The organism is Streptomyces sp. NBC_01410 (assembly GCF_045040195.1).
Lineage (GTDB): Bacteria > Actinomycetota > Actinomycetes > Streptomycetales > Streptomycetaceae > Streptomyces.
Window position 1 is genome coordinate 2,800,391 of sequence record NZ_CP109530.1, and the last position, 24,029, is coordinate 2,824,419.

The 24,029-nt window shown below is 69.4% G+C and carries 28 protein-coding genes and 1 tRNA gene; 17 read left to right on the forward strand and 12 right to left on the reverse strand.

The window, feature by feature from the left end; genetic code table 11:
• Positions 1-80 precede the first annotated feature (80 nt).
• From OG741_RS12815 to OG741_RS12860, 10 genes are all read left to right on the forward strand, one after another.
• Positions 81-353 (forward strand): hypothetical protein, encoded by a 273-nt coding sequence (locus OG741_RS12815; RefSeq protein WP_405597153.1) that lies wholly within the window; start codon positions 81-83, stop codon positions 351-353.
• Positions 350-1,033, forward strand: a complete 684-nt coding sequence (locus tag OG741_RS12820) for a DUF2637 domain-containing protein (protein ID WP_405597155.1) — start codon at positions 350-352, stop codon at positions 1,031-1,033. The genes OG741_RS12815 and OG741_RS12820 overlap by 4 nt, the downstream gene beginning before the upstream one ends.
• A 20-nt stretch (positions 1,034-1,053) precedes the next feature.
• Positions 1,054-1,245: a mobile element transfer protein gene (locus OG741_RS12825; protein ID WP_405597158.1), complete on the forward strand. Its 192-nt coding sequence runs from the start codon at positions 1,054-1,056 to the stop codon at positions 1,243-1,245.
• A 17-nt stretch (positions 1,246-1,262) separates the two neighbouring features.
• Entirely contained in the window at positions 1,263-1,457 is a 195-nt protein-coding gene (locus OG741_RS12830) for a hypothetical protein (protein WP_405597161.1), read from the forward strand.
• Between the two features lie 23 nt (positions 1,458-1,480).
• Positions 1,481-1,807 carry a SpdD-like protein gene (locus OG741_RS12835; RefSeq protein WP_405597163.1) on the forward strand — a complete coding sequence of 109 codons (327 nt, stop codon included), beginning with the start codon at positions 1,481-1,483 and terminating at the stop codon, positions 1,805-1,807.
• A 93-nt stretch (positions 1,808-1,900) separates the two neighbouring features.
• On the forward strand, positions 1,901-2,107 hold the full coding sequence (locus OG741_RS12840) for a hypothetical protein (protein ID WP_405597166.1): 207 nt from the start codon (positions 1,901-1,903) through the stop codon (positions 2,105-2,107).
• Complete coding sequence (locus tag OG741_RS12845; RefSeq protein ID WP_405597168.1) at positions 2,104-2,298, forward strand: hypothetical protein; 195 nt, start codon at positions 2,104-2,106, stop codon at positions 2,296-2,298. The genes OG741_RS12840 and OG741_RS12845 overlap by 4 nt, the downstream gene beginning before the upstream one ends.
• Before the next feature lie 142 nt (positions 2,299-2,440).
• Positions 2,441-3,727, forward strand: coding sequence for a replication initiator (locus OG741_RS12850; RefSeq protein WP_405605536.1), 1,287 nt, complete (start codon positions 2,441-2,443; stop codon positions 3,725-3,727).
• Complete coding sequence (locus OG741_RS12855) at positions 3,724-3,912, forward strand: helix-turn-helix transcriptional regulator (RefSeq protein WP_405597171.1); 189 nt, start codon at positions 3,724-3,726, stop codon at positions 3,910-3,912. The genes OG741_RS12850 and OG741_RS12855 overlap by 4 nt, the downstream gene beginning before the upstream one ends.
• The gene (locus OG741_RS12860; protein ID WP_405597174.1) at positions 3,912-5,078 is read left to right on the forward strand and encodes a tyrosine-type recombinase/integrase; all 1,167 of its coding nucleotides are present in this window, start codon (positions 3,912-3,914) and stop codon (positions 5,076-5,078) included. Before OG741_RS12855 ends, OG741_RS12860 begins: the two co-directional genes overlap by 1 nt.
• Before the next feature lie 55 nt (positions 5,079-5,133).
• On the opposite strand, the gene OG741_RS12865 is transcribed toward OG741_RS12860, so the two are convergent.
• Positions 5,134-5,208 (reverse strand) — tRNA-Val (locus tag OG741_RS12865).
• Between the two features lie 192 nt (positions 5,209-5,400).
• Between OG741_RS12865 and OG741_RS12870 the strand changes: the two genes are divergently transcribed.
• The 4 genes from OG741_RS12870 (at position 5,401) to OG741_RS12885 (ending at position 8,661) form a co-directional block, all read left to right on the forward strand.
• Positions 5,401-6,192 carry a DUF4097 family beta strand repeat-containing protein gene (locus OG741_RS12870; protein ID WP_405597176.1) on the forward strand — a complete coding sequence of 264 codons (792 nt, stop codon included), beginning with the start codon at positions 5,401-5,403 and terminating at the stop codon, positions 6,190-6,192.
• A gap of 71 nt (positions 6,193-6,263) precedes the next feature.
• A complete protein-coding gene (locus OG741_RS12875) occupies positions 6,264-7,637 on the forward strand; it encodes a hypothetical protein (protein WP_405597178.1) in 1,374 nt (457 codons plus the stop codon).
• A 118-nt stretch (positions 7,638-7,755) separates the two neighbouring features.
• Positions 7,756-8,418, forward strand: a complete 663-nt coding sequence (locus tag OG741_RS12880; protein ID WP_405597179.1) for a DUF4383 domain-containing protein — start codon at positions 7,756-7,758, stop codon at positions 8,416-8,418.
• 9 nt (positions 8,419-8,427) lie between these two features.
• Entirely contained in the window at positions 8,428-8,661 is a 234-nt protein-coding gene (locus tag OG741_RS12885) for a zinc ribbon domain-containing protein (protein WP_405597181.1), read from the forward strand.
• A 39-nt stretch (positions 8,662-8,700) separates the two neighbouring features.
• Here OG741_RS12885 and OG741_RS12890 read toward each other — a convergent pair whose 3' ends face one another.
• Genes OG741_RS12890 through OG741_RS12900 form a run of 3 tightly spaced genes read right to left on the reverse strand, consistent with a single transcriptional unit; the run spans position 8,701 to position 13,281 of the window.
• Entirely contained in the window at positions 8,701-9,519 is an 819-nt protein-coding gene (locus OG741_RS12890; protein ID WP_405597184.1) for an HAD family hydrolase, read from the reverse strand.
• Positions 9,516-12,116 carry a phosphoribosyltransferase gene (locus OG741_RS12895; protein WP_405597187.1) on the reverse strand — a complete coding sequence of 867 codons (2,601 nt, stop codon included), beginning with the start codon at positions 12,114-12,116 and terminating at the stop codon, positions 9,516-9,518. Before OG741_RS12895 ends, OG741_RS12890 begins: the two co-directional genes overlap by 4 nt.
• A 1-nt stretch (position 12,117) precedes the next feature.
• On the reverse strand, positions 12,118-13,281 hold the full coding sequence (locus OG741_RS12900) for an HpcH/HpaI aldolase/citrate lyase family protein (RefSeq protein WP_405597189.1): 1,164 nt from the start codon (positions 13,279-13,281) through the stop codon (positions 12,118-12,120).
• Positions 13,282-13,484: 203 nt separating this feature from the next.
• Between OG741_RS12900 and OG741_RS12905 the strand changes: the two genes are divergently transcribed.
• Positions 13,485-14,291 carry a TerD family protein gene (locus OG741_RS12905; RefSeq protein WP_405597192.1) on the forward strand — a complete coding sequence of 269 codons (807 nt, stop codon included), beginning with the start codon at positions 13,485-13,487 and terminating at the stop codon, positions 14,289-14,291.
• 10 nt (positions 14,292-14,301) lie between these two features.
• Here the strand turns inward: OG741_RS12905 and OG741_RS12910 are convergent, their stop codons facing one another.
• The 6 genes from OG741_RS12910 to OG741_RS12935 form a co-directional block, all read right to left on the reverse strand.
• On the reverse strand, positions 14,302-15,039 hold the full coding sequence (locus OG741_RS12910) for a Tellurium resistance (protein ID WP_405597194.1): 738 nt from the start codon (positions 15,037-15,039) through the stop codon (positions 14,302-14,304).
• A 97-nt stretch (positions 15,040-15,136) separates the two neighbouring features.
• Complete coding sequence (locus tag OG741_RS12915; RefSeq protein WP_405597196.1) at positions 15,137-16,276, reverse strand: DUF475 domain-containing protein; 1,140 nt, start codon at positions 16,274-16,276, stop codon at positions 15,137-15,139.
• Positions 16,277-16,325: 49 nt separating this feature from the next.
• Entirely contained in the window at positions 16,326-16,901 is a 576-nt protein-coding gene (locus OG741_RS12920; protein ID WP_405597199.1) for a TerD family protein, read from the reverse strand.
• A gap of 98 nt (positions 16,902-16,999) precedes the next feature.
• A complete protein-coding gene (locus OG741_RS12925) occupies positions 17,000-17,575 on the reverse strand; it encodes a TerD family protein (RefSeq protein WP_405597202.1) in 576 nt (191 codons plus the stop codon).
• 150 nt (positions 17,576-17,725) lie between these two features.
• Positions 17,726-18,184 carry a peroxiredoxin gene (locus OG741_RS12930; protein WP_405597204.1) on the reverse strand — a complete coding sequence of 153 codons (459 nt, stop codon included), beginning with the start codon at positions 18,182-18,184 and terminating at the stop codon, positions 17,726-17,728.
• A gap of 114 nt (positions 18,185-18,298) precedes the next feature.
• The gene (locus OG741_RS12935; RefSeq protein WP_266476695.1) at positions 18,299-18,727 is read right to left on the reverse strand and encodes a DUF3052 domain-containing protein; all 429 of its coding nucleotides are present in this window, start codon (positions 18,725-18,727) and stop codon (positions 18,299-18,301) included.
• Positions 18,728-19,186: 459 nt separating this feature from the next.
• On the opposite strand from OG741_RS12935, the gene aceE reads away from it, so the two are divergent.
• A complete protein-coding gene (aceE, locus tag OG741_RS12940) occupies positions 19,187-21,934 on the forward strand; it encodes a pyruvate dehydrogenase (acetyl-transferring), homodimeric type (protein WP_405597206.1) in 2,748 nt (915 codons plus the stop codon).
• A gap of 232 nt (positions 21,935-22,166) precedes the next feature.
• The gene (locus OG741_RS12945) at positions 22,167-22,994 is read left to right on the forward strand and encodes a potassium channel family protein (protein WP_405597209.1); all 828 of its coding nucleotides are present in this window, start codon (positions 22,167-22,169) and stop codon (positions 22,992-22,994) included.
• A gap of 3 nt (positions 22,995-22,997) precedes the next feature.
• Here OG741_RS12945 and OG741_RS12950 read toward each other — a convergent pair whose 3' ends face one another.
• Both OG741_RS12950 and OG741_RS12955 read right to left on the reverse strand, forming a co-directional pair.
• Entirely contained in the window at positions 22,998-23,306 is a 309-nt protein-coding gene (locus OG741_RS12950; protein ID WP_405597213.1) for a small hydrophobic protein, read from the reverse strand.
• A gap of 47 nt (positions 23,307-23,353) precedes the next feature.
• Positions 23,354-23,728, reverse strand: coding sequence for a peptidase inhibitor family I36 protein (locus tag OG741_RS12955; RefSeq protein WP_405597215.1), 375 nt, complete (start codon positions 23,726-23,728; stop codon positions 23,354-23,356).
• Positions 23,729-24,029 lie beyond the last annotated feature (301 nt).

Below are 24,029 nucleotides of genomic sequence, written 5' to 3' on the forward strand. Positions count from 1 at the left end.
TGCCTGAAACCGGCTGCCGGGGCCCGGCGACCGGCCTTGATGCCTCGCCTGGCCCCGGCCCACACCGAAGGGAGAAGTCCATGTCCGAGCCGCTGGCCGCCCTGGACGGTCTTGCCCCAGATGAGTTCCTGGGACGGCTCTCCGCGCTGCGGGCCGAGCGTGACCGCCACGACCAGGAGATCCGGGCCTACCTGGCCTACGCCCGGGAGTTCACCCGCCCGCGGCCGTACACCCTGGCTGTGCTGGCCGAAGCCGCGGGCATGTCCATCTCCGGTGTCCGCACCGCCTACACCGCCGCCGATCTCGACACGGTTGCCCGTGCGGTCGGCCACGCGCCCCGGAGCCAGCGGTGACGCCCTCTATCCCGCGACCGGATGCCGTACTCGTCCAGGCCGTCATCGCCGGTGCTCTGTCCTTCGCCCACCTGCACGACCTGGCCGACGCTGCCGGTCAGGACGGCTGGAAAGCCTGGGCCTACCCCATCTCCGTCGACCTGCTGCTCGTCGCGGCCTGGCGACGCCTGCGCGTCCTCCGCGCCCAGGGCGAATCGGCCCGCGCCGCCTGGACCTGGTTCACGGTCGCCCTGGCCGCATCCCTCGGCGCCAACGTCGCCACCGCGGGCCTGCTCGACCTGGGCGACGTGCCCGACTGGCTGCGCATCCTCGTCGCCGGATGGCCCGCCCTGGCCTTCCTCGGCGGCACCCTCCTCGTCCACACCCCAACCACCGCTCCCACTGGACCGGTCGCCCCTGACCGGCTGCCCGTCGTCGAGCAGGTCACCCAGCCGGAGTCTCTGCCGGCCGAACCGACCCCCGTGCCCGCGCCGGATTCCGCCGAGACTCCCGAGCCGGTTCCGGCCCTGCCCGCTGCACCGCCGCCCGCTGATGTGCCGCCCGCGCTCGTGGACCACGCCCGCAAGCTCGCCGACGCCCACCGCACCACAACCGGCCACCCGATCGACGCCGACACCCTGCGCGACCGCCTCGGCCTGCCCGGCCCGATGGCCGCCCAGCTCGCCGCCCAACTCACCTGACCAGACAAGGGGAACCGCTCATGCCTGCCCGCGACTTCTTCCACTCCATCACCCGGATCGGCCCGGTACAGATCGGCACCCACCGCGACCGCCACGGACGCACCAAGCACGCCGCCGTCTGCTCCCGCGACGACTGCGGCTGGTCATCCGACTACACCACCCGCTCCGCCGCCGAACTCGCCGCCCGCACCCACCGCTGCCGCGCCAACTGACCCCCAGGGAGCCCGTCATGAACGTCGAACTTCCGCTGATCGTCCTGGTCGCCATCTTCGGCTACTTCGGCATCAAGCTCATGCGCCCGCCGACCTGGCTGATCGTCGTGCTCCTCCTCGGCGGCTTCCTCCTCGCCGACACCTTCCTTGCCCCGGCCATCGAATCCGGCACCCAGACCGGCGTCGACGTCGTCAACGGCACCACCAAGTAACCCACCCAGAAAGGAGATCCACCATGCTCCGCCCGCGCATCCCGACCATGCCCACCCCAACCGGCATCGTCGCCCCAACCGTCTATGTGGCCCCGATCGAGCAGCAGCAACACACCACCGCGTGCACCTGCCAGCACCCCGCCCCTGCACTCGCTACGGCTCGCGCCATCCCCGCGGTCCGGCTCACCCCGGCCGGATTACTCGCCGTCGTCGGCGGTGGCGCCGCGGTCGTGCTCGTCGTCGGCGCGGTCCTCGTCTCACTGCTGCTCGCAGTCGCCGTCACCGCCGCATCCGTCGCGGTCTGCGCCGTCGTCCTGCGCTCGATGCTCAACAGCCCGCGCCATCGCTGACCGGCCCTCCGGGCGGCCCTGAAACCGCCAAGTCTCCGCCGCCCGGACGGCCCAGCCCCTACCCGACTTCATCAACCGGAAGGACCCCACATCATGCCCCAGCCCAGCCATGCCCCGGTCCGCGTCTGCCCCGGCTGCGACGGCTTCGCCTCCGCCGCCGTCACCCTCGGCGGCCGCGACCGCAACGGCAACCGGCGCACCATCACCGCGCACTGCCGCACCTGCCACGGAACCGGCACCGTCCCGCCCCTGCGGCAGCTGCTCAACGCCGCCGCGACTGCCACCTTCGTCCGCCGATGACGGGCGTGCCTGACCTCGCACCCACGCCCGAACGGCCCGGGGTGCACGTCGCTAAACCGGCCCGGGACGTCCCCGCCCACGGCTCCTACGCCTGCTGCTGCGGTGCCTCCGGCCGCGCCCAGGGCGACGACGACGTACGCGACCTCGTCGCCGAGTGGATCGACCACCGCAACACCTGCCCCCACCGCTGAACCCCAGCCGGGGCACCGTCCGCCACTCCCGCGGCGGGTGCCCCGGCTTCCCCCGATGACCTCTGAGAGGAGGACTCTTCCCTTGACCGCGACCACGCCCCCGCCCGTGCGTGACCTCGCCTTCCTCGCCTCGCTCGGCACCATGCCCGGCCTCATGCGGCAGCTGCGGGGCCTGGGCGGCTGCACCACCCCGATCCGCCTCGACGGCCACCGCACCGACGTCCACTCGGGCACTGGCGAGATCCTCGCCGAACTCCACGCCAGTGATCTGCCTGCCGGAAACCTCCTGGTCCGCTGCAACAACCGGCGCGCCACCCGCTGCGCCGCCTGCGCGGAGACCTACCGCCGCGACACCTACCAACTGATCACCGCCGGACTGCGCGGCGGCAAGGGCACCCCCGAGGCGGTCGCCACACACCCCCGGGTGTTCGCCACCTTCACCGCCCCCAGCTTCGGACCCGTCCACAACCGCCCCACCAAAGGCCGCTGCCGCTGCGGGATCCAGCACCCCACCGACGCACCCGAGCTGGGGACCCCGCTCAACCCCGAGACGTACGACTACGAAGCAGCCGTTCTCTGGAACGCACACGCATCCAAGATCTGGGCCCGGTTCTCCATCTACCTCCGCCGCGAAGTCGCCAAGCGCGCCGGACTCAGCCAACGGGAATTCCGCGATCACGCCCGTATCTCCTTCGCCAAGGTCGCCGAATACCAGCGCCGCGGCGCGATCCACTTCCATGCCGTGATCCGCCTCGACGGCCCCGACGGCGGCACCACAGCACCCCCCGCCTGGGCCACCGCCGACCTCCTCGCCGACGCCATCCGCGCCGCCGCTGATGCCGAGGTTCCCGGCCCCGTCCTCGACGGCCGCGCCCACACCTTCGCCTTCGGTACCCAGCTCGACATCCGCCCGATCCGCTCGGCCGACTTCGACGGCGCCACGGAGCTGACCGAGCGAGCTGTCGCCGCCTACATCGCCAAGTACGCCACCAAAGGAGCAGAGACCGCGACCGGCACCCTCGACCGCCCCATCAAGTTCCTCGCCGAACTCGGCCGCAAGTCCATCCCCGAGCACGCCCGCCGACTCATCCGCACCGCATGGACCCTCGGCTCACGCAAAGACCTGGAAGACCTCCGGCTCCGCGCCTGGGCCCACATGCTCGGCTTCCGCGGCCACTTCTCCACCAAGACCCGCCGCTACTCCACCACCCTCGGCGCCCTGCGCACCGCCCGCGCCGAATGGCGACGCCTCCAAGCCGCCATTGCGCACGGTGACGAAAACCCTGTGCCGGCCAACCCGGACAGCGACGAGTCGACGCTCGTCCTCGCGCACTGGGCCTTCGCCGGAACCGGCCTTACCCGCGGCGAGGAATGGCTCGCCGCCTCCATCACCCCCGACACCACTGACATGGAAGGAGCCGCAGCATGACCACCGCCGCCGACCAACTGCTGACCGTGCCCGAGGTCATGGCGCGGCTCAAGTACGGACGGTCCAAGGTCTATGACCTGATCCGCTCCAAGCGTCTCGTCTCGATCACCGAAGGACGCTGCCGCCGCATCCCCGAAGTCGCAGTCCGGAACTACATCCGCAATCGGATCGAGGAGGCTGCCTGATGGCCAGCCAGCGCAGGCGCAACCCCAACGGCGCGGGCACCATCACCAGGCGCAAGGACGGCCGTTATCAGGCCGCTGTGTACGTCCTCCAGCCGGACGGCACCCGCGCCCGGAAATTCGCCTACGGCAAGACCTGGGCCGAATGCGATACCAAACGCCGCGAACTCCTCGACAAGGTCGACAAGGGTGTTCCCGTGCCTACCCGGTCGGCCAAGCTTTCGGAGTGGCTGCCGTACTGGCTCGACAACATCATCAAGCCGCGACGGAAGCGCACCACATACGCGAAGTACGAGGTTCACGTCCGGCTCTACCTGGTGCCCATGCTCGGCTCCAAGCGGCTGGAATCGCTGAGCGTCGCTGATGTCCGGCGCTTCCTCAACCAGTTGGAGAAGAAGACCACCGCGGCGACCGCGAAGGAGTCTCACCGCGTGCTTCGTACGGCGCTCACTGCTGCGTGCCGGGAGGAGTTGGTCATACGGAACGTGGCGACGCTGGTTGAGCCGCCCACGGCAGAGGCTCGCGACCTCTCTCCGTGGTCTCTGGGCGAAACGCTCGACTTCCTGACGGCAGCGCGCAAGGACCCGCTCTACGCGGCCTTCGTGCTCGCCATCGCGCTCGGGTTCCGCCGCGGTGAGATCGTCGGCCTTCGCTGGGAAAACGTCGATCTCGACAAGCGCGAGATCCGGGTACGCACGCAACGACAGCGTGTCCTCGGTGAGGCCTACGAGGACGACCCCAAGGGCCGCCGTCGTCGGCAGACCCTGCCGCTTCCCGCTCTCTGCATTGCTCCTCTGCGGTGGCAGCGAATGCGACAGGCTGCCCTGCGCGAGCGCGCCGGGGACCGGTGGGAGGAGACCGGCTACGTCTTCACGACCCGCACGGGCCGACCGATCGAGCCGCGGAACCTGTATCGCTCCTTCACCCGTGTCGCTGACAAAGCGGATCTGCGCGTGATCCGGCTGCACGATGCCCGGCACGGCTGCGCGACGCTGCTGACCGCCGCGGGCGTCGCTCCCCGTGTCGTCATGGAGATCCTCGGGCACAGCCAGATCGCCGTGACGATGAACATCTACACGCACGTCGTGCAGGACACGCAGCGCGAGGCAGTGAGCCACCTGGACCGGATGCTCAAGCGGCGGCCGGTCGTCAATGACCGCCCCGGTTGATGTCAGAGGTGGATGTCAAAGGCCCCTAGCCATGATCGGCTGGGGGCCTTTGCACTGGTGGGCGCGGACGGTTTCGAACCGCCGACATCTGCTTTGTAAGAGCAGCGCTCTACCCCTGAGCTACGCACCCGTGGATGAGGCAACAGCGTACATGGCAGATGGGGCCGCCCTGCAAACCCGTTCCCCGTGACCGGGCTGCTACTGGGGCTACCCCCACCCCGCACACGGTGGTCGCCCGGATCGTTCCAGCCCCCTCCCCCCTCATACGGTGAGAGCCACATCGGCGAGACCGCCTGAACCAGACCTGGGGGAAACGATCACCATGGACGCACTCCGCACCCGCCGCACCCGCCGTACCGGCCGTCGGGCGATCGCCGTGTTCGGGGGCGCGGCGGTCCTCGGGCTCTCGCTGACCGGGTGCGGGAGTGCCGATGCCGGGGAGGCGCCCGTCGAGAAGCGGGCGTTTCCGTTTGCCGGGAAGGCGCTCACCATCGACAGTGACGACTCCGACATCGAGCTGCAGCCCGCCGATGTGAAGGATGTGCAGGTGACGCGGCAGGTCGACGGGTGGGTGTTTCTCGGGAACGGGCCCGAGGCCACCTGGGAGATGGAGGGCGGGAAGCTGACCCTCCGGGTGAAGTGCGATGCCGTCGCCAGTGACTGCGAGGCGCGGCACATCGTGAAGGTGCCCCGCGGCGTCGCCGTGACCGTCGAGGATGACAACGGGAGCGTGACCGCCAGTGGGTTCGACACCGCGCTGACGATCCGGTCCGACAACGGTTCCGTGACGGTACGGGACTCCAGCGGGCCGTTGGAGCTCGACAGCGACAACGGGGACGTCGTCACCGAGCGCGTCAAGGCCAGGACCGTGAGTGCCGACTCGGCGAACGGGGACGTGCGGCTCGGGCTCCTTGCCGTGCCCGAGCTGGTCGACACCGCCAGTGACAACGGGTCGGTCCTCATCGAGCTGCCGCGCGCGGGGGCTCCGTACGCCGTGACGGCCAAGAGCGACAACGGCGACGTGGACGTCGACGTGCCGAACGACAGCAGCAGCTCACATGTCGTGAAGGCGCGCAGCGACAATGGCAAAGTCACCGTGCGAAGCGCGAACTAACGGGCCCGTGTGTTCGTCCTTACCTGGTGGGAGAATGAACCGGGCAGGGCGACACAGCACGGGAGAGGGATGTGACGGCGACACACGCGCGGCCGCACGCCAGAGCGCAGGCGCGAGCGAGTGCCGTCCGGGACGTCCTCGCGCTTGTGCTGCTGCCCCTGCCGTTGATCGCCGTGGCGCTGCCGGGCACGTTCGCCAGCGGGGGGACGCGGCGCTGGTTCGGCGGGCGGGGTGAGAGTCACCGGGCCGATGCGCAGGCCGCGAAGGATGCCGCGGCCGCCGCCTTCTACGAGCTGGACACCGCCCAGCGCGATCTGCGGATCTCGATCGAGACGATCAGCGCCGTCGACAGTACGCCGGGGGCCCGCCGGGCCGTGGACGACTTCGCCGCGCTGGGGCAGCGGATCGACGAGGCGAGCGATCGGTACATCACCGCCGTCGACGCGCATGATCTCGACCGGGACGATCTGGAAGCCTCGGTCGCCACGCGGGCGCGCGGTGAGCTGGACCGGGCCAAGGACGAGCTCGTACGGGTCAAGGGCGATCTCGACCGGTTCGCTCAGGGGCTCGGGCCGCTGCTCGACAAGGCGGAGACACAGCTCGCCCGGCTCGCGCCCGCCGTCGAGCGGGCAAGACAGGCGCTCCTTTCCGCGAGCAATGCTCTCGATTCGGTGCGGAGCTCCGGACTGCGAGCAGATCATCTCGCGGCCCGACTCGCGGCCCTCGCCCCCGAGCTGACCATGCTCAATCAGGGCGCGGGCCGGCACGGTGTCGCCGAGACCCTCCAGCGCGCCGACCGGGTCCTGCGCGACGCCGAAGCCGTACGGGCCGAGGCCGAGCGGCTCCCCGAGCGCGCCGCCGAGACCGACAAACGCCTCGTCTCCCTCCGTACGCGCGCCCAGGCCCTCACCAACCGCGCCGGATCCGTCGAGCCCGTCCTCAGCGAGCTCCGGCGGCGCTTCTCCGCCGCCTGCTGGCAGGATCTGCAGCCAATCCCCGAGCAGGCTGCAATCAGCGTCCGCCAGGCCGAGGAAAAGCTCACGGAGGCGGCGAAGGCGCGCGACGAGCAGCGGTGGGCGGATGCGACGGCCCTGCTCAGCACGGTGCGGGCGCTGCTGAACACCACCGACGAAGCCGTATCGGCCGCCGGCGACCGGCTGCAGCGGCTCAACGCCGTCGCCAAAGACCCGCAGCAGGAGATCGAGCGCACCCGCTTCGCCATCCGGGACGCGCAGCGCCTCGCCATGGCCGGGCGCAACACCCCCGATCCCCGGCACGCACGGCCGCTGGACGACGCCGTGGGGCGGCTGGAGCGGGCCGTCGCGGGGCTCGAGAGCCGTCACCCCGACTACTGGCACTTTCTGATGGAAACCGAGGCGGTGCGGAACACGGCCGCGCACGTGGTCGAGCAGATCCGCGAGGAGCGCGGCGCGGGCCACGCCTGAGCCACGCCCGCCCGGCGGCCCGGCCCCGGCCCCCGTCCGCCTGGCCCAGAACCCACCGATTGAACGCTGTCGCACTCGGGCGGATCCTAGGAGTACGTACGTCCAAAGGAGGCCGGACATGGCCGCACACGTACCGCTCCCCAAAACCAGCCGGAACGCGAAAACCAGCCGGAACGCGCCCCTGCTCGACGAACACCTCCCCGTCGACCACCGGCTCAACCAGGTCTACCGCGTGGGCGCCGGGCTGATGGGGCTCGTGCTGCTCGCCTTCGGGATTCTCGGGCTCATCGACGAAGTCGGCTTCTTCGACACCGACGGCGACACCGTCGCGGGCCTCAACACCAACGGCGCGCTCAGCGTGCTGTCCATCTGCATCGGCCTGCTGCTCTTCGTCGGCATGGTCATCGGCGGGAACTTCGCCTCGACCCTCAACATGGTCCTCGGCATCGCCTTCATCCTCAGCGGCTTCATCAACCTCGCGCTGATCGACACGACCTTCAACCCCCTCGCCTTCGAGATCCAGAACGTCCTCTTCAGCTTTGTGGTCGGCGTGCTGCTGATGTTCTTCGGGATGTACGGCAGGGTCAGTTCGACGCTGCCGCACGACAACCCGTACTGGAAGGCCCGCCACCCCGACCGCGCGGCCCAGGCCCCGGCACAGGCACAGGCACAGGCACAGGCACAGGCACAGCAACAGGAACAGCCCGCCCGCCCCGCCGAACCAGGACCGGGCCCGGGACCGACGCTGGACAAGGGGCAAGGCAAGGGGCAGGGCAGCTAGCCTGAGGCCATGCCTCGTTACGAATACCGCTGCCGCAGCTGCGGCGACACCTTTGAAGTGAACCGGCCGATGGCCCAGTCCTCCGACCCGGCGAACTGCCCCGCCGGACACGAGGACACCGTCAAGCTGCTCTCGGCCGTCGCCGTCGGCGGTACGAAGTCCGCGCCCGCGCCCGGCGGCGGAAACGGAGGCGGAAACGGAGGCGGCGGAGGGGGCTGCTGCGGGGGCGGCTGCTGCGGCTGACCACTTCCGGTCACCCCCACGCGGCCACCCCCCGCGCGCTCAGGCAGTCGCGGCGCGGCCGAAGCGGCGCAGGATCTCCTCGCCCGCCGCGACCCCCGTCTCGGACAGCACCTCGACGTTGGGGGCGACCCAGCCGCTGTCGGCGAGCTCGCCGTGGCCCGGGCGCCAGCCGCGGTCCGCGGCGAGCAGCAGATCGGCGTCGAGGAGGGAGTCCCCGGCCGCGAGGATCTGCTTCGCGCCGCTGCGCCGGGCCACTTCGCGCACCGCCGCGCTCTTGGTGAGCGGCTGCGGCACCGCGTAGATCTTGCGGCCCTGGAGCGAGACGGTCCAGCCGCGGCCCTCGGCCCACTCGGAGAGCTCCTTCACCCAGCCCTCGGGCAGCAGGGTGCGCTCGACGACGAGATACGCGAACAGGTCTTCCGCGACCCGCTCCTTCAGCAGCCAGGCGGGGTCGGCCGCCGCGAGGAGATGGGCGCGGACCTCGGCGAGCGAGGCGCACTCGTCGGCGAGCCGGGCGGCGACCTGCCGCTGCCAGCCGGTGTCCGAGACGCCGTCGACAAGCAGATGTCCACCGTTCGCGCAGATCGCGAACTCGGGAGCGGGGCCCGGGAGATGGATCCGCTGGTACTGCTCGCGGGTGCGGGTGGTGGTCGGTACGAAGACGGCTCTGCGGGCCAGCTCGTCGAGCAGCCCGGCCGCGGTCTCCGTGATGTACGACAGCGGCTTGCTCCCGTACACCTCGACACACAGCAGGCGGGGCGCGTCCGCGTCCGGCATGCGCAGATCGAGCGCGGCGTTGGAGTAGATGAGGGTGCGGTCGAGATCGCTCGCGATCAGGGATGTGCCGGGCGTGCTCACAGCGCCGACACCGCCTTGCCGTCCGCGCCCGTGGCGCCGCGGGTGTACTGGGGGTGGATCAACCCGACGCAGGTATACGGGAGTTCGTCGACCTCCTCGACCGGTACGCCGCGCTGCTCGGCGAGCAGCCGGACATGGTCGAGGTCCGCGCCCGCGCCACGCTTGGCGAGGATCTTCCAGGGAACGCGGCGCAGCAGTACGCGGGTGGCCTCGCCGACGCCCGGCTTGACGAGGTTCACGTCGTGGATGCCGTACTCCTCGCTGATCCGCTCGACGGCGGCCCAGCCCTCCCAGGTGGGTGCGCGGTCCGCCGCGAGCAGCTCCTTGACCTCGGCGTCGACGGCGGTCGCGACCTCGTCGAAGCGGGCGGCGACGGTGTCCAGGAAGTGTTCCGAGACATCGCTGCCGGCGAGTTCGCGGTAGAACTTCGCGCCGTGGAAGTCGTTGGGGCCGACCAGGTCGGCGCGCAGCACCGTACGCGATATCAGGCCGGAGACGGTGGAGTTGAGGCAGGCGGAGGGGATGAGGAAGTCCTCGCGGGTGCCGTAGGTACGGACGCAGCCGCCGGGATCGGCGAGCACCGCGATCTCGGGGTTGAACCCCTCGAACTCCTCCAGCGCATCTGCCAGTTCGCGGGTGATCGCGCCCTTGCCGGTCCAGCCGTCGACGAACACGACGTCGGCCGGGTCGTGGTGCTGCTGGAGCCAGCGCAGGGCGTTGGCGTCGATGCCGCGGCCGCGGACGATGGAGACGGCGTAGTGGGGCAGGTCCAGGCCGTGCCGGTGCTGCGCCCAGCGGCGCATCAGCACGCCGACGGGGGTACCGGCGCGGGCCAGCGACACGAGCACGGGGCTCGGGGACCGCTCGGCGATGACGGTCTCGGTGACGGTGCCGACGGCGCGGGCGATACGGGCCGCCGATATCTCCAGGGCGGACTTGAACAGCTCCTGGTACTGGGCGCTGGGCTGGTACTCGACGGGAAGCGACTCGGCGTAGTGCGCGCCGCCGCTCTGTATGGCCTCTTCGCGCTCCTCGGTCGGGGCCTCGAGATCGACCTCGGACAGATCCTGGAGGAGCCAGCCGACCTCGTCCGCGGCGTAGGAGGAGAAGGCGGGGCCGCGGAGGGGCTCGGGCAGCATGGACGCCCTTTCGGGTGCTTGGGGCACTTCGGCAGCTTCAGGTGCCTGGGGTGCTTGGGGTACGTAGCTCGGTACGACGGCCAGGACGACGTGCGGGACGTGCGCGGCTAGCTGGGCCAACAGGCCGTCGGGGGCGCGCAGTTGGGGCGTGTCGGCGGCGGAGTCCACAACGGCGACGACGGCGTCGAAGCCGGCGCCGGCGACGTTGTAGGCGTACCGCTCGCCGGGGCCGTCGGCGGGGTCGTCGTGCGCCGGGAACACGAGCCGGGTGCGTATGGCGTAGCCGGGGTCGTCGACGGCGAGGACGGGTGAGCGGGTGGTGGTCGAGTAGCGGACGTCGGCGTCGAGGGCCTGCTCAAGGGCGGTGCCGAGGCGCAGCGGGGCGTACATCAACTCCTCGAAGCCGAGGACGAGTACGCGGGATGCCTCGCCTACGGCCTCGGCTGTTCGCTCGGCCATACCGGGCAGGGCCGCTTCGAGCGCGGCGCGGTGGGCGGGAGTGAACCCGTGCCGCCCACCATCGGGCACGCCGCTCGGCCAGCCGAGTTCCACCCGGACGTGGGCGGGGGACGCGCCCCGCGTCCCGGGCTCCGCGCCGCCGGGCACGGCCTCGCCAGGAGCGCCGTCGATCGCCGCAGCCTGGGCCAGGAGCCCCGGCTCCCCTCGCAGGGCGTCACCGGATGCCGCCCGCGTCAGGGCCCCGGTACCGGCGCCGGCCGCGGTCCGTGTCGCGATCGCCTCCTGTTCCGCGACCAGCGCCTGGCCCTTCTCCAGCACGCCCTCCGGGAGCCGGACCGTCCCCGAGGCCAAGGCCACCAGGTCGACCCTCGCGCCGATCTCCTCGGCGAAGCGCTCGAAGCGCTCGCGGTCCGCCTCCGAGCGCATGTCGACCAGCGCCACGATCACGTACCGCTCCCGCGGATACCGCTCGTGCAGATCCCGGATCGTGTTCAGCACGGTGTTGCCCGTCGAGAACTCGTCGTCGACGAGGATCAGCGGTCCGTCACCGGCCAGCAGCACCGGGTCCTCGGGCAGCAGCAGATGCGAGGTCGCGTGCGAGTGGGACTCCTCGAAGCCGCCCGCCCGCTCGACCCCGTCGACAGGGCGGCGCGTGGAGTGGAGATACGGCGCGAGCTCCACCCCGTCCGCCACCGAGTGGCCAAGCCCCGTCGCCGTCTCCGCGTAGCCGAGGACGACCGCGCGGGCCGCCTCCTCGTCGCCGAGCAGCTTGCGGACCTGCTCACCGAGCCCGTACCCGGCGTCGTACACGACCTGCGGCGACTGCGGCACATGCTTGCCCAGCACGTTCGACACGAGCAGATGCGCCCGCTTGGGATTGCGCCGCAGGGCCAGTCCCAGCAGAGCGCTCAGCTCGGCGTCTCCGACAAGCCCGACGCCCAGCCGTTCAGCGACCCATGCACCCGACCACACCACGCTTACAGTCTCTTCCTTCGTCATGTCAGCCGGAGAGTCCGGCCGTGAGCAGCTCCACGAAGCCGACCTCTTCCCTGGCCACCCCGAAGACCCCCGCGCGCAGCAGCGTGCGCTCGGCCCAGGCCCGGTGGGGCTTCACTTCGTTCATCTTGTTCGTGTACGCGGAACGCATCACGCCTCCGCCGCCCCGCTCCGGCCGCAGGATGTCCTGCGCGTCGCTGAACTCTTCGTGACTGACGACCGACAGCGCGTGCACGGGCAGGACGTGCGAGGGATGGATGCAGGTCTTGCCCTGCAGGCCGTTGGCCCGGTCCAGTTCGATCTCGCGGAGCAGTCCGTCCAGGTCGTGCTCGATCAGGGTGGCACGCAGTTCCTCGGCCCTGCCCTCCATGAAGGGGCTGCGGCGCAGCTGGGGCTTGAACATGCGCTCCTGGAGGCGGAAGTACTCCCATACGGGTCCGGTCACCGTGAAGCCGGTGCCGTCCGCCCGCCCCAGGACATTCACCACGTCGGCGATGACCGCGGCGACGATCTTGACGTCGTACGCCGTCATGTCGGGCGATCGGCGCAGCCCGTACGCCGAGCAGAAGTCGGTGACGCCGAGCCTCAGCGCCAGGACCCGGTCGCGGTATTTGTCGACGGTCGCCGCGATGCCGGTGAGCGTCTCGGTGCGGGTTTCGAGGTGGAGAAGTTCCGGGGATTCCAGGACGGGCATGGCGAAAAGCCGCTGTCCGCTCGCGGACTCCGCGTCGGCCAGGGCTTCCAGGAAGGGAACGCCTCGCTCTTCGGTGAATTTGGGAAGTACAAAACCGGACAGTCGTCGGACCGAGGGGCCGAGCCGCTGCACGAGATCCGGGATCTGCCCGGGTTCGCGGACCCGGATGAACAGCAGCGGCAGCTCTTCGCCGCGCGCGTCGAGGTCGGCGAACTGCCGGACCAGGTTCTCCTCGGCCTCGGCGACTTCTGCGTCGTCGATGGAATCCTCCAGGCAGAGCACCATGGAGACGACTCCGCGAGCCGCCAGCTTGAGCACGTCGTCGGCGAGCTTGGGCCGGGTGGCGGGGCTGTAGAGGGTGGCGCCCAGCGCGGCCGCGAGAGTGCGCGCGGGCGAGGCGGCGGTGAATTCGCACGGCTCTTGATGGAACAGACTGTCACGCACAGTAGGCGAAATTTGCCCAAAGTGACGCATATATTTCCCCCGTACTGCCTTGGCGGCCCAACTGGCGTGGCCGGTAATAGTACGTACGACCATGTGTCAAGAGTTCCCCAAGCCCATGAATTCCAGGTAACCCGCTTGCACCATGCCCATGTCCTGGCCTGACGACAAGGGGGTCTCCTTCGAACACTCCCTAGGGGCCCCCGCGTTGTCCGGGTGCCCATCGGGAAGGCAGGATGACGGACATGACGCACGCGATGGTGAAGGGCTCGAACGTTCCTCTCGATGCCACGGCCGTACGGGCCGTGCTGCGCTGGACCCCGGGCGCCGGGGTCCCCGACGTGGACGCCTCGGCCCTGCTGCTCGGCGGCGACGGGCGTGTGCGCTCCGACGAGGACTTCGTCTTCTACAACCAGCCGCGCCATCCGTCGGGTCTGGTGCGGCGGCTGTCCAAGAAGCGCGTCGCGGAGCATCTGACGGACACCGTCGAGGCGGATCTCTCCTCCCTCGACCCGTCCGTCGACCAGGTGGTACTCGCCGCCTCGTCCGACGGCGACACCTTCCAGCATGTACGCGATCTGCGGATACTGCTCTACGACGCCGCCCTGGCCGACAGCGACCCGCTCGCCGTCTTCGATGTGAAGCCGGAGACGGGCCTGGAGACGGCGATCATCTGCGGCGAGCTGTACCGGCGCGGGGAGGGCTGGAAGTTCCGCGCGGTGGCGCAGGGTTATCCGACCGGCCTGGTGGGTCTGGCCACGGCGTTCGGCATCTCGGTGGACGAGGCGGAGGCGGCAGCCGAGCCGTCCGCCGAGCCCGAGCCTCAGCCGCAGACCGACCCGCACCCCGCGCCGCCCGCCCAGCCCCCGGCCGCCCAGCCCGCCTATGGCTACCCTCAGCCCGCGTACGGTTACCCGCAGCAGCCGGCGACCCAGCCGGTCGCACCGGCGTACGGCTATCCGCAGCCCGCCGCCGCGGCGGCGCCCGCGCCCGACCCGAATTTCCGGCTGCCGCCCATGGGCCCCCAGTTCGTACGCCCCTGAGTGGTCGCCACTACACCCGGTTCTTGTAACCGCGTCCCCACTGCAGACCCCAGCCGTACAGCCGGTCCAGCTCCGCCTGGAAGCCGTATACGAACTTCACCTCGCGGCGCACGACCAGCTCCCCCTTCACGTTCTCCATGGAGAAGATCGCGCAGGAACGGGCCTGCGGCGCGCGCTCGTCGAGCTCTATCTCCACCCGCGGACCATTGCTCGGGTAGAGCGTCACATGCGCGTGCGTACGGTCGAAGGCCGGTGTCTGGTCGTAGATGTACGCGAAGAACAGCAGCCGCTTGATCGACTCGCGGTGGTCGAGATTGACGTAGATCGTCTCGCCCGAGGGGGAGCCGAAGCGGTCGTCGCCGCTGAGCTTCACATAGGGCGCCTCGTTGATGCTGCCGAAGAAGCTGCCCAGCGGCTGCACCACGCCCTTGCTGCCGTCCGTCAACTCGTAGAGACAGCCCAGGTCGAGGTCCACATTGACCACGCCCTGGGTGTGGGCCTGGACCACATCGGGCTGGAAGAGCTTGAAGGGGTGCCGCAGCAGTCTGCCGCTCTGCCTGGACCTGCCCTCGATGTCGGACGTGCGCATCCGCCAGGAGAGGTTGACGCGCAGATTGCCGGTGGCCGCGCCCTGCTTGGTGAGCGAGACCGTCGGGTGCCGTTTGGTCAGCTCGATCGAATTGGTCGCTGCGCTGCCGGAGTCGAACTGCAGTGACCTGCCCCGCCACAGGCCGTCCCAGAAGGCCATGCCCCACCCCCACATGCGTCGATGAACCCAGCGGGGCGGCTCCGAGGCCGGTGCCTCGGAGCCGCCCCGCTCAGAGCGTTCCTCAATCCCCTCCGGGTCACACCCCGGAGGTGACTTCCTGCTTCTCGTCGGAGTTGTCCCCGCCCTCCGCCGCGAGCGCCCGATTGCGGCGCACCGAGGACCAGAAGGACCAGGCGATCAGCACGACGCCGACGAGACCGGTGATGATCTCGCTGATCTGGTACTGGATGGTCACGAGGAGGATCACGGCGAGGGCGCCGATCGCGTAGTGCGCGCCGTGCTCCAGGTAGACGTAGTCGTCCAGGGTGCCCTGGCGGACCAGGTAGACCGTGAGCGACCGGACATACATGGCGCCGATACCGAGGCCGAGCGCCATCAGCACGATCTTGTTGGTGATGGCGAACGCGCCGATCACGCCGTCGAAGGAGAACGACGCGTCGAGGACCTCGAGGTAGAGGAACATGAAGAACGCTGCCTTGCCGACCATCTGGATCGCCGGCACCTGCTTGCCGCTCTTCTTGGCCTCCTCCTCGGCCTCGTGCTCGCGCTCCTCGTCCTCTTCGAGCCTGCTCTCGAAGTAGCCCGAGAGACCGCCGACGATCAGGTACGTGATGAGACCCGCGACGCCGGAGAGCAGCACCGTCGCCGCCTTGTCGGCGTGCCCGTCGTGCTGGTGGGCCTGGGTCGCGAAGGTCATGGCGCTGACGAGCAGCACGATCAGGGCGATACAGACCGACAGCATGTCGATCTTGCCGAGCTTGGCGAGCGGCCGCTCGAGCCAGCCGAGCCACTTGATGTCACGGTCCTCGAAGATGAAGTCGAGGAAGATCATCAGCAGGAACATGCCACCGAAGGCGGCGATCGACGGGTGGGCGTCGGTGACGAGCTGCTCGTAGCGCTCCTCATCGTTGAACGACAGGTCGACGGCCTCGATGGGACCGATCTTGGCGCTGATGGCGACGATCACGACGGGGAAGACCAGCCGCATACCGAAGACGGCGATGAGTACACCGATCGTGAGGAAGATCTTCTGCCAGAAGGCACTCATCTTCTTCAGGATTCCGGCGTTGACCACCGCGTTGTCGAACGACAGCGAGATCTCGAGTACGGACAGGATCGCAACGATCCCGAACGCCGTCCATCCTCCATAGAGCACCGCTGCGACCAGACCGAGCGCGGTGACCGCGAACGACCAGCCGAAGGTTTTCAGAACCACTGGCTACCCAATCATGTGTGTACGGGTCTCCCCCGCGCCGTGCGCGGCTTTACGAAACGTTGACCCCGAAGTCTAGAGCGATGCCTCGCAGACCCGACGCGTACCCCTGCCCCACGGCCCTGAACTTCCATTCGCCGCCATAGCGGTAAAGCTCGCCGAAGATCATCGCCGTCTCCGTCGAGGCGTCCTCGCTCAGGTCGTAGCGCGCGAGCTCCTGGCTGTCCGCCTGGTTGACCACCCGGATGAAAGCGTTGCTGACCTGGCCGAAGGTCTGGCCCCGGTTGTCGGCCTCATGGATCGAGACCGGAAAGATGATCTTGTCGACATGGGCCGGCACCTGGGATAGGTCCACGAGAATCGATTCGTCGTCCCCCTCGCCCTCGCCCGTGAGGTTGTCACCGGTGTGCTCGACGGAGCCGTCGGGGCTCTTGAGGTTGTTGTAGAAGACGAACCACTCGTCGCCGAGCACCCGGCCGGACTGGCAGAGCAAGGCGCTGGCATCGAGGTCGAAGGGCGCTCCGGTGGTGGAGCGCGCGTCCCAGCCGAGCCCGACCAGCACCTGTGTGAGGTTCGGTGCGGCTTTGGAGAGGGAGACATTGCCCCCCTTGGCGAGCGTGACGCCCATGTTTGTGGTCCTCCCCGAGGTGACGAAGCAAAGGTGGTACAGGCGCGTCCGGCGCCGCACCGGAAGGTGCGGCGCCGGACAGGGAATGAACCGCTGGCTCAGACGTTCACGCCGAAGTCCTGCGCGATGCCGCGCAGACCCGAGGCGTACCCCTGGCCGATGGCACGGAACTTCCACTCCGCGCCGTTGCGGTAGAGCTCGCCGAAGACCATGGCGGTCTCGGTCGAGGCGTCCTCGCTCAGGTCGTAGCGCGCGAGTTCGTTGTTGTCGGACTGGTTGACAACGCGGATGAAGGCGTTGCGCACCTGGCCGAAGGACTGCTGGCGGCTCTCGGCCTCGTAGATCGAGACCGGGAACACGATCTTGTCGACGTCGGCGGGCACCGAGGCGAGGTTCACCTTGATCTGCTCGTCGTCGCCCTCGCCTTCACCCGTGATGTTGTCACCGGTGTGCTCGACGGAGCCGTCGGGGCTCTTGAGGTTGTTGAAGAAGACGAAGTTGCCGTCGCTGGCGACCTTGCCCTCGGCGTTGGTCAGCAGGGCGCTGGCGTCGAGGTCGAAGTCGGTGCCGGTGGTGCTGCGTGCGTCCCAGCCCAGGCCCACGGTGACCGCGGTCAGGTTGGGCGCGGCCTTGGTCAGCGAGACGTTGCCGCCCTTGCTGAGGCTGACTCCCACGAGTCCCTCCATTGTTTGTCAGGGGCAGCGCCCCCGTGGTGCGGTGATGTATCGGATCAACGAGTGGATCCTAGTGACCGGTTCCCATCGAAAACACCCTTTCGGGCGGGGGTCGGCCGATGAATCGGGGCGCGCGTAGGAGGGCGCGCGTCAGAGCGCGTCGAGCGCCTTGACGTAGTCGTTCAGGTCGCGCGCCTCGGGCAGAGAGTTGACGACGGTCCAGCGGACCACGCCCTCCTTGTCGATGATGAAGGTTCCGCGCACCGCGCACCCCTTCTCCTCGTCGAAGATTTCGTACGCCCGCGAGGTCTCGCCGTGCGGCCAGAAGTCCGAGAGCAGCGGGTACTCCAGAGACTCCTGCTCGGCGAAGACGCGCAGGGTGTGGATGGAGTCGGTGGAGACGGCCAGCAGCTGGGTGTCGTCGTTGACGAACCGCGGCAGCTCGTCACGGAGCGCGCTCAGCTCGCCGGTGCACACACCGGTGAAAGCGAAGGGATAGAAGAGGAGCACCACGTTCTTCTCGCCGCGGAATTCGGCGAGGCTCACGGTGCGGCCGTGGTTGTCCTTCAGCTCGAAGTCCGGGGCCTTGGTGCCGACCTCGATCGCCATGACGTTGCGTCCCTTCACCGGTCTGGGCCCGACTGGTCCGTTCGGGTGGGTCCACCCTACGCAGAGGGCCCCCGCCGGCAGTTGCCGACGGGGGCCCTCAGGGCGTACGGGGGCTCAGCGCTTGGATTTGGGTGCGCTCAGCCGGGTGCCCGACCAGTCCTTGCCCGCGTTGATGCTCTTGGTCTGGGAGAGACCGGAGGTCTGCGCGGCTTCGTTGATGTCGCTCGGCTCGATGTATCCGTCCCTGCCGGTCTTGGGCGTCAGCAGCCAGATGTCGCCGCCTTCGTCCAGCAGGCCGATGGCGTCCACCAGCGCATCCGTAAGGTCGCCGTCCTCGTCACGGAACCAGAGCACGACGACGTCGGCGACGTCCTCATAGTCCTCGTCCACGAGTTCCTGGCCGATAACGGCCTCGATGCCCTCACGGAGTTCCTGCTCGACGTCGTCGTCGTAGCCGATCTCCTGGACCACCTGTCCGGGCTCGAACCCCAGCCTGACGGCCGGGTTGGTCCGCTCCTCCGCGTGGTCCGCGGTCGCGCTCACGGCTTGCCTCCTGATCATGTTTGGAAAATCCTGCGGCCGCGCGCGTACGCGTGGCGTTGGCCGTAGTCCACACGGGCGGGACGGATCGCGCAAGTACCCGGCCGTTCAGACCGCCGAAACGGTGACGTTTGCGGCCGTCTCGGCCCAACTCCAGACACGCTCGATCCCGTCTCGTGATTCATGGCACACCATTCGACCATCTTTGCGGCAATCTTTCCCTTCGGTGGGCCAATCGGAACCGAACAGCCAAACGAAACACATTGGCGGCTTGGGCGTAAGGTTGCGATTTGACCGTACCCGGAACCGGGGTTGGGTCAGGATGTCAGTCGGAACAAGGGTTACCCCCCGGTAGAGATGACGTTTTCCTCCCCGCGGTACACGATGGGAGGCGGCGCGACACCGCCTGGACATTCCGTGTCTCCCGCAGGGGCAGAACCCACCGAACAGCGAAGGATTAGCGTGGCTTCCGGATCAGATCGCAACCCGATCATCATTGGCGGCCTTCCCAGCCAGGTCCCGGACTTCGATCCTGAAGAGACCCAGGAGTGGCTGGACTCCCTCGACGCCGCCGTCGACGAGCGGGGCCGGGAGCGCGCCCGCTACCTGATGCTCCGCCTGATCGAGCGAGCCCGCGAGAAGCGCGTGGCCGTGCCCGAGATGCGCAGCACGGACTACGTCAACACCATCGCCACCAAGGACGAGCCGTTCTTCCCCGGCAACGAGGAGATCGAGCGCAAGGTCCTCAACGCGACCCGCTGGAACGCCGCGGTGATGGTCTCCCGCGCCCAGCGCCCGGGCATCGGCGTCGGCGGCCACATCGCCACCTTCGCCTCCTCCGCCTCCCTCTACGACGTGGGCTTCAACCACTTCTTCCGCGGCAAGGACCATGGCGACGGCGGCGACCAGATCTTCTTCCAGGGCCACGCCTCCCCCGGCATCTACGCCCGGGCCTTCCTGCTCGACCGCCTCAGCGAGGCCCGGCTCGACGCCTTCCGCCAGGAGAAGTCCAAGGCACCCGAGGGTCTGTCCAGCTACCCGCACCCGCGGCTGATGCCGGACTTCTGGGAGTTCCCGACCGTCTCCATGGGCCTTGGCCCCCTCGGCGCGATCTACCAGGCGCGGATGAACCGCTACATGGAGGCGCGCGGCATCGCCGACACCTCCAGGTCGCATGTCTGGGCCTACCTCGGCGACGGCGAGATGGACGAGCCCGAGTCGCTGGGCCAGCTCTCCATCGCCGCCCGTGAGGGCCTGGACAACCTGACCTTCGTGGTCAACTGCAACCTCCAGCGTCTCGACGGCCCCGTGCGCGGCAACGGCAAGATCATCCAGGAGCTGGAGTCCCAGTTCCGCGGCGCCGGCTGGAACGTCATCAAGCTCGTCTGGGACCGCTCCTGGGACCCGCTGCTCGCACAGGACCGCGACGGCGTACTGGTCAACAAGCTGAACACCACGCCCGACGGCCAGTTCCAGACGTACGCCACCGAGACCGGCGCGTACATCCGCGAGCACTTCTTCGGCGACGACCACCGGCTGCGCGCCATGGTCGAGAACATGACCGACGACCAGGTCCTGCACCTGGGACGCGGCGGCCACGACCACAAGAAGGTCTACGCGGCGTACGCGGCGGCCAAGGCCCACAAGGGCCAGCCGACCGTGATCCTCGCCCAGACGGTCAAGGGCTGGACGCTCGGCCCGAACTTCGAGGGCCGCAACGCGACGCACCAGATGAAGAAGCTGACGGTCGACGACCTCAAGCGCTTCCGCGACCGTCTGCACATCCCGATCACGGACCAGCAGCTGGAGAACGGCGCGCCGCCGTACTACCACCCGGGCCGCGACTCGGAGGAGATCCAGTACATGCACGACCGCCGCAAGGCGCTGGGCGGGTATGTACCGACCCGTGTCGTGCGGTCCAAGCCGCTGGTCCTGCCCGAGGACACGACGTACGCCCCGGTGAAGAAGGGCTCCGGCCAGCAGTCGATCGCCACCACCATGGCGTTCGTCCGGCTGCTCAAGGACCTGATGCGGGACAAGGAGATCGGCAAGCGCTTCGTGCTGATCGCGCCGGACGAGTACCGCACCTTCGGAATGGACTCGTTCTTCCCTAGCGCCAAGATCTACAACCCGCTGGGGCAGCAGTACGAAGCCGTGGACCGCGAGCTGCTGCTCGCGTACAAGGAGTCGCCGACCGGCCAGATGCTGCACGACGGCATCTCCGAGGCGGGCTGCACGGCCTCGCTGATCGCCGCCGGTTCCGCGTACGCCACGCACGGCGAGCCGCTGATCCCGGTGTACGTCTTCTACTCGATGTTCGGCTTCCAGCGCACCGGCGACCAGTTCTGGCAGATGGCCGACCAGCTGGCGCGCGGCTTCGTCCTGGGCGCGACCGCGGGCCGCACGACGCTGACCGGTGAGGGCCTGCAGCACGCCGACGGCCACTCCCAGCTGCTGGCCTCGACGAACCCGGGCTGTGTCGCGTACGACCCGGCCTTCGGTTTCGAGATCGCGCACATCGTCCAGGACGGTCTGCGCCGGATGTACGGCTCGTCCGAGGAGCACCCGCACGGCGAGGACGTCTTCTACTACCTCACCGTCTACAACGAGCCGATCCAGCACCCGGCCGAGCCCGAGAACGTGGACGCCGAGGGCATCCTCAAGGGCATCCACCGCTTCAGGGCGGGCGAGGCCGGTGCGATTCCCGCGCAGATCATGGCATCGGGTGTGGCCGTGCCCTGGGCGATCGAGGCGCAGAAGATCCTCGCCGAGGAGTGGAACGTACGCGCCGACGTGTGGTCGGCGACGAGCTGGAACGAGCTGCGCCGCGAGGCCGTCGAGGTCGAGCAGCACAACCTCCTGCACCCCGAGGAGGAGCAGCGCGTCCCGTACGTCACGCAGAAGCTCTCCGGCTCCGAGGGCCCGTTCGTGGCCGTCTCGGACTGGATGCGCTCGGTCCCTGACCAGATCTCGCGCTGGGTTCCCGGCACGTACCAGTCGCTGGGCGCCGACGGCTTCGGCTTCGCGGACACCCGGGGCGCGGCGCGTCGCTTCTTCCACATCGACGCGCAGTCGATCGTCCTCGCGGTGCTCACCGAGCTCGCGCGTGAGGGCAAGGTCGACCGCTCGGTGCTGAAGCAGGCGGTGGACCGCTACCAGCTGCTCGACGTGGCCGCGGCGGACCCGGGCGCGGCCGGCGGCGACGCGTAACGAAGGCACGGTGAAGGGCGGCGGCACCCGGCCGGGTTCCGCCGCCCTTAGGTCCTGTCCGGCCGATCTTGCCGGGCTCGCGTGCCCTGGCACGGCACCTCGCTGCGTTGTCGTCAGTCGCCGACGCTCCGCGTGGGCTCCATCCTCCGCCTTGCGATGCACCACACCAGACCCCGCTCCCTGACCCGGCCTGATCGACCGGACAGGACCTACGCGTCTCTAACATGCAGGCATGAAGCAGCGAACAGCGCAGGTCCGGTGGGAACAGCGCATGCAGACCCCCCTGCTGGCACTCGCCATCGCGTTCGGCCTCGCGTACGCCGTGCCGATCGTGGCGCCCGACGCCAGTGGGTCGGTGATAACCGTGTGCACGGTCACCGAGTGGGTGGTGTGGGGGACCTTCGCCGTCGACTACCTCGTACGGCTGCTGCTGGCACCGGCCAAGTGGCTCTTCGTACGCAAGCATCCGCTGGATCTGGTGGCGGTGGTGCTGCCGCTGGTGCAGCCGCTGCGGCTGCTGCGGGTCGTCTCGACCCTGCTGCTGGTGGGCCGCCGGGCCAGGATGGCGCCCCAGATCACGCTGACGACGTATGTCGGTGGCGCGGTGGTGGGGCTGATGATGTTCGGCTCGCTGGCCGTGCTGCATGTGGAGCGGGACGCGCCGAACGGGAACATCAAGACGCTGGGCGACGCGGTGTGGTGGTCGTTCACCACGATGACGACGGTCGGGTACGGCGACCATGCGCCCACGACAGGTCTGGGGCGGGTGCTCGCGGTCGGGCTGATGATTTCGGGGATCGCGCTGCTCGGTGTCGTCACCGCCAATATCGCGGCGTGGTTCATCTCCCGCTTCGAGCGGGACGACGCGGAGGAACGCAAGCAGACGGCGCTGCTCCAGGCGCTGACGGCGGAAGTACGGGCGCTGCGGGAGCAGGTGGCCACGCTGTCGCAGGCCCGCGCGGTCACGGAGCTCCCGGATACGGCGATGCCGGCGGAAACCGGGGCGGGCGCGATGCCCACCCCGGTCGGTCCGTCCGACGAGCCAGCCGTGCGTGGCTGACGATCACCACATTCCGCTGGCGGGAAGAGTGGCTCCCGCGAGCCAGACGATCGCCAGCAGGGTGTCGATGCCGCCGAGCACGACCGCGGCCAGTGCCGGGACCGGCTGTGCGCCGTTCCAGCGGCGGCCCATACCGAGCCATCCGCAGACGATCGCGATCGGGCCGAGGACGATCCCCAGCACGAAGAAACCGGCGATCGCACAGATCAGGCCGATGATTCCGAGTGCCGCACGATCCGGCCCGCTCCGCGACCAGTTGCGGCTGCGTGAGCGAGGGTGCCTGCGCGTTGTGTGTCCGAAGCCCGCCATCATCACTCCTCGAGTCGTCGAATCGGGGCTCCGTCAGCGGGTACCCCGGTTCAGCGCTCCCAGACCTTGAAGGCCCTGACCTGGTACGGGGATTGGGGCACCCACGTGCCACCGCCCGGGTAGGTCTCGAATTCGCCCGTCTCCTCGCACTCCGCCGACTGGTACGTGGTGACGGGCCGCCCGGTCCGGTTGGCGAGTGCCTCGGCGGTGCTGCCGGGCGGCAGCGGAACACAGCTCTCGATATCGGTGCCGGACAACTCGTGGGCCTGGCGTGTGCCCTTGAAGTTCCCCTTCTCCCACAGGCAGAGCTCGCCCGCCGCGCACTCCCCGAGGCGGGGCGGCGCGGCGGCCGCCGTCTGCGGCGCCAGCACTGCTGCGGCCAGGGCTGATGCGGCCAGGAATCCGGCCGTGACGATCATGCGCATGTCGGTAACCCCCGTGTCGTACTGATCACTTGACCGCACCCTGCCCCCTGGCCGGGGTCGGGGAACGGGGTTCGGGGCGCATCACCCTGATAGGGGACGGCTCCGCCGGGCGGGCGCGGCGGAGCTGTCGTACGCACAAGGTTGACGCGCGGCCGCCCCCAGATGTGCGTCGCGCCCGCACGCGCCCCGGCGCTCGAAGGCGGGGTCGGCCCACCGCGATCCAGGTGACCACAGGGGCGCGCCCGCGCACGGAAAGTGACGACGTACCCCCCGCACTCCCCCCGGACACGTGATCTGTCTC

Coding starts and splice junctions, on each gene's coding strand:
- OG741_RS12815 (WP_405597153.1), top strand. CDS start 81: ATGTCCGAGCCGCTGGCCGCCCTGGACGGTCTTGCCCCAGATGAGTTC.
- OG741_RS12825 (WP_405597158.1), top strand. CDS start 1,054: ATGCCTGCCCGCGACTTCTTCCACTCCATCACCCGGATCGGCCCGGTA.
- OG741_RS12830 (WP_405597161.1), top strand. CDS start 1,263: ATGAACGTCGAACTTCCGCTGATCGTCCTGGTCGCCATCTTCGGCTAC.
- OG741_RS12835 (WP_405597163.1), top strand. CDS start 1,481: ATGCTCCGCCCGCGCATCCCGACCATGCCCACCCCAACCGGCATCGTC.
- OG741_RS12840 (WP_405597166.1), top strand. CDS start 1,901: ATGCCCCAGCCCAGCCATGCCCCGGTCCGCGTCTGCCCCGGCTGCGAC.
- OG741_RS12845 (WP_405597168.1), top strand. CDS start 2,104: ATGACGGGCGTGCCTGACCTCGCACCCACGCCCGAACGGCCCGGGGTG.
- OG741_RS12850 (WP_405605536.1), top strand. CDS start 2,441: ATGCCCGGCCTCATGCGGCAGCTGCGGGGCCTGGGCGGCTGCACCACC.
- OG741_RS12855 (WP_405597171.1), top strand. CDS start 3,724: ATGACCACCGCCGCCGACCAACTGCTGACCGTGCCCGAGGTCATGGCG.
- OG741_RS12860 (WP_405597174.1), top strand. CDS start 3,912: ATGGCCAGCCAGCGCAGGCGCAACCCCAACGGCGCGGGCACCATCACC.
- OG741_RS12870 (WP_405597176.1), top strand. CDS start 5,401: ATGGACGCACTCCGCACCCGCCGCACCCGCCGTACCGGCCGTCGGGCG.
- OG741_RS12880 (WP_405597179.1), top strand. CDS start 7,756: ATGGCCGCACACGTACCGCTCCCCAAAACCAGCCGGAACGCGAAAACC.
- OG741_RS12885 (WP_405597181.1), top strand. CDS start 8,428: ATGCCTCGTTACGAATACCGCTGCCGCAGCTGCGGCGACACCTTTGAA.
- OG741_RS12895 (WP_405597187.1), bottom strand. CDS start 12,116: ATGACGAAGGAAGAGACTGTAAGCGTGGTGTGGTCGGGTGCATGGGTC.
- OG741_RS12900 (WP_405597189.1), bottom strand. CDS start 13,281: ATGCGTCACTTTGGGCAAATTTCGCCTACTGTGCGTGACAGTCTGTTC.
- OG741_RS12905 (WP_405597192.1), top strand. CDS start 13,485: ATGACGGACATGACGCACGCGATGGTGAAGGGCTCGAACGTTCCTCTC.
- OG741_RS12910 (WP_405597194.1), bottom strand. CDS start 15,039: ATGGCCTTCTGGGACGGCCTGTGGCGGGGCAGGTCACTGCAGTTCGAC.
- OG741_RS12920 (WP_405597199.1), bottom strand. CDS start 16,901: ATGGGCGTCACGCTCGCCAAGGGGGGCAATGTCTCCCTCTCCAAAGCC.
- OG741_RS12930 (WP_405597204.1), bottom strand. CDS start 18,184: ATGGCGATCGAGGTCGGCACCAAGGCCCCGGACTTCGAGCTGAAGGAC.
- OG741_RS12945 (WP_405597209.1), top strand. CDS start 22,167: ATGAAGCAGCGAACAGCGCAGGTCCGGTGGGAACAGCGCATGCAGACC.
- OG741_RS12950 (WP_405597213.1), bottom strand. CDS start 23,306: ATGATGGCGGGCTTCGGACACACAACGCGCAGGCACCCTCGCTCACGC.
- OG741_RS12955 (WP_405597215.1), bottom strand. CDS start 23,728: ATGCGCATGATCGTCACGGCCGGATTCCTGGCCGCATCAGCCCTGGCC.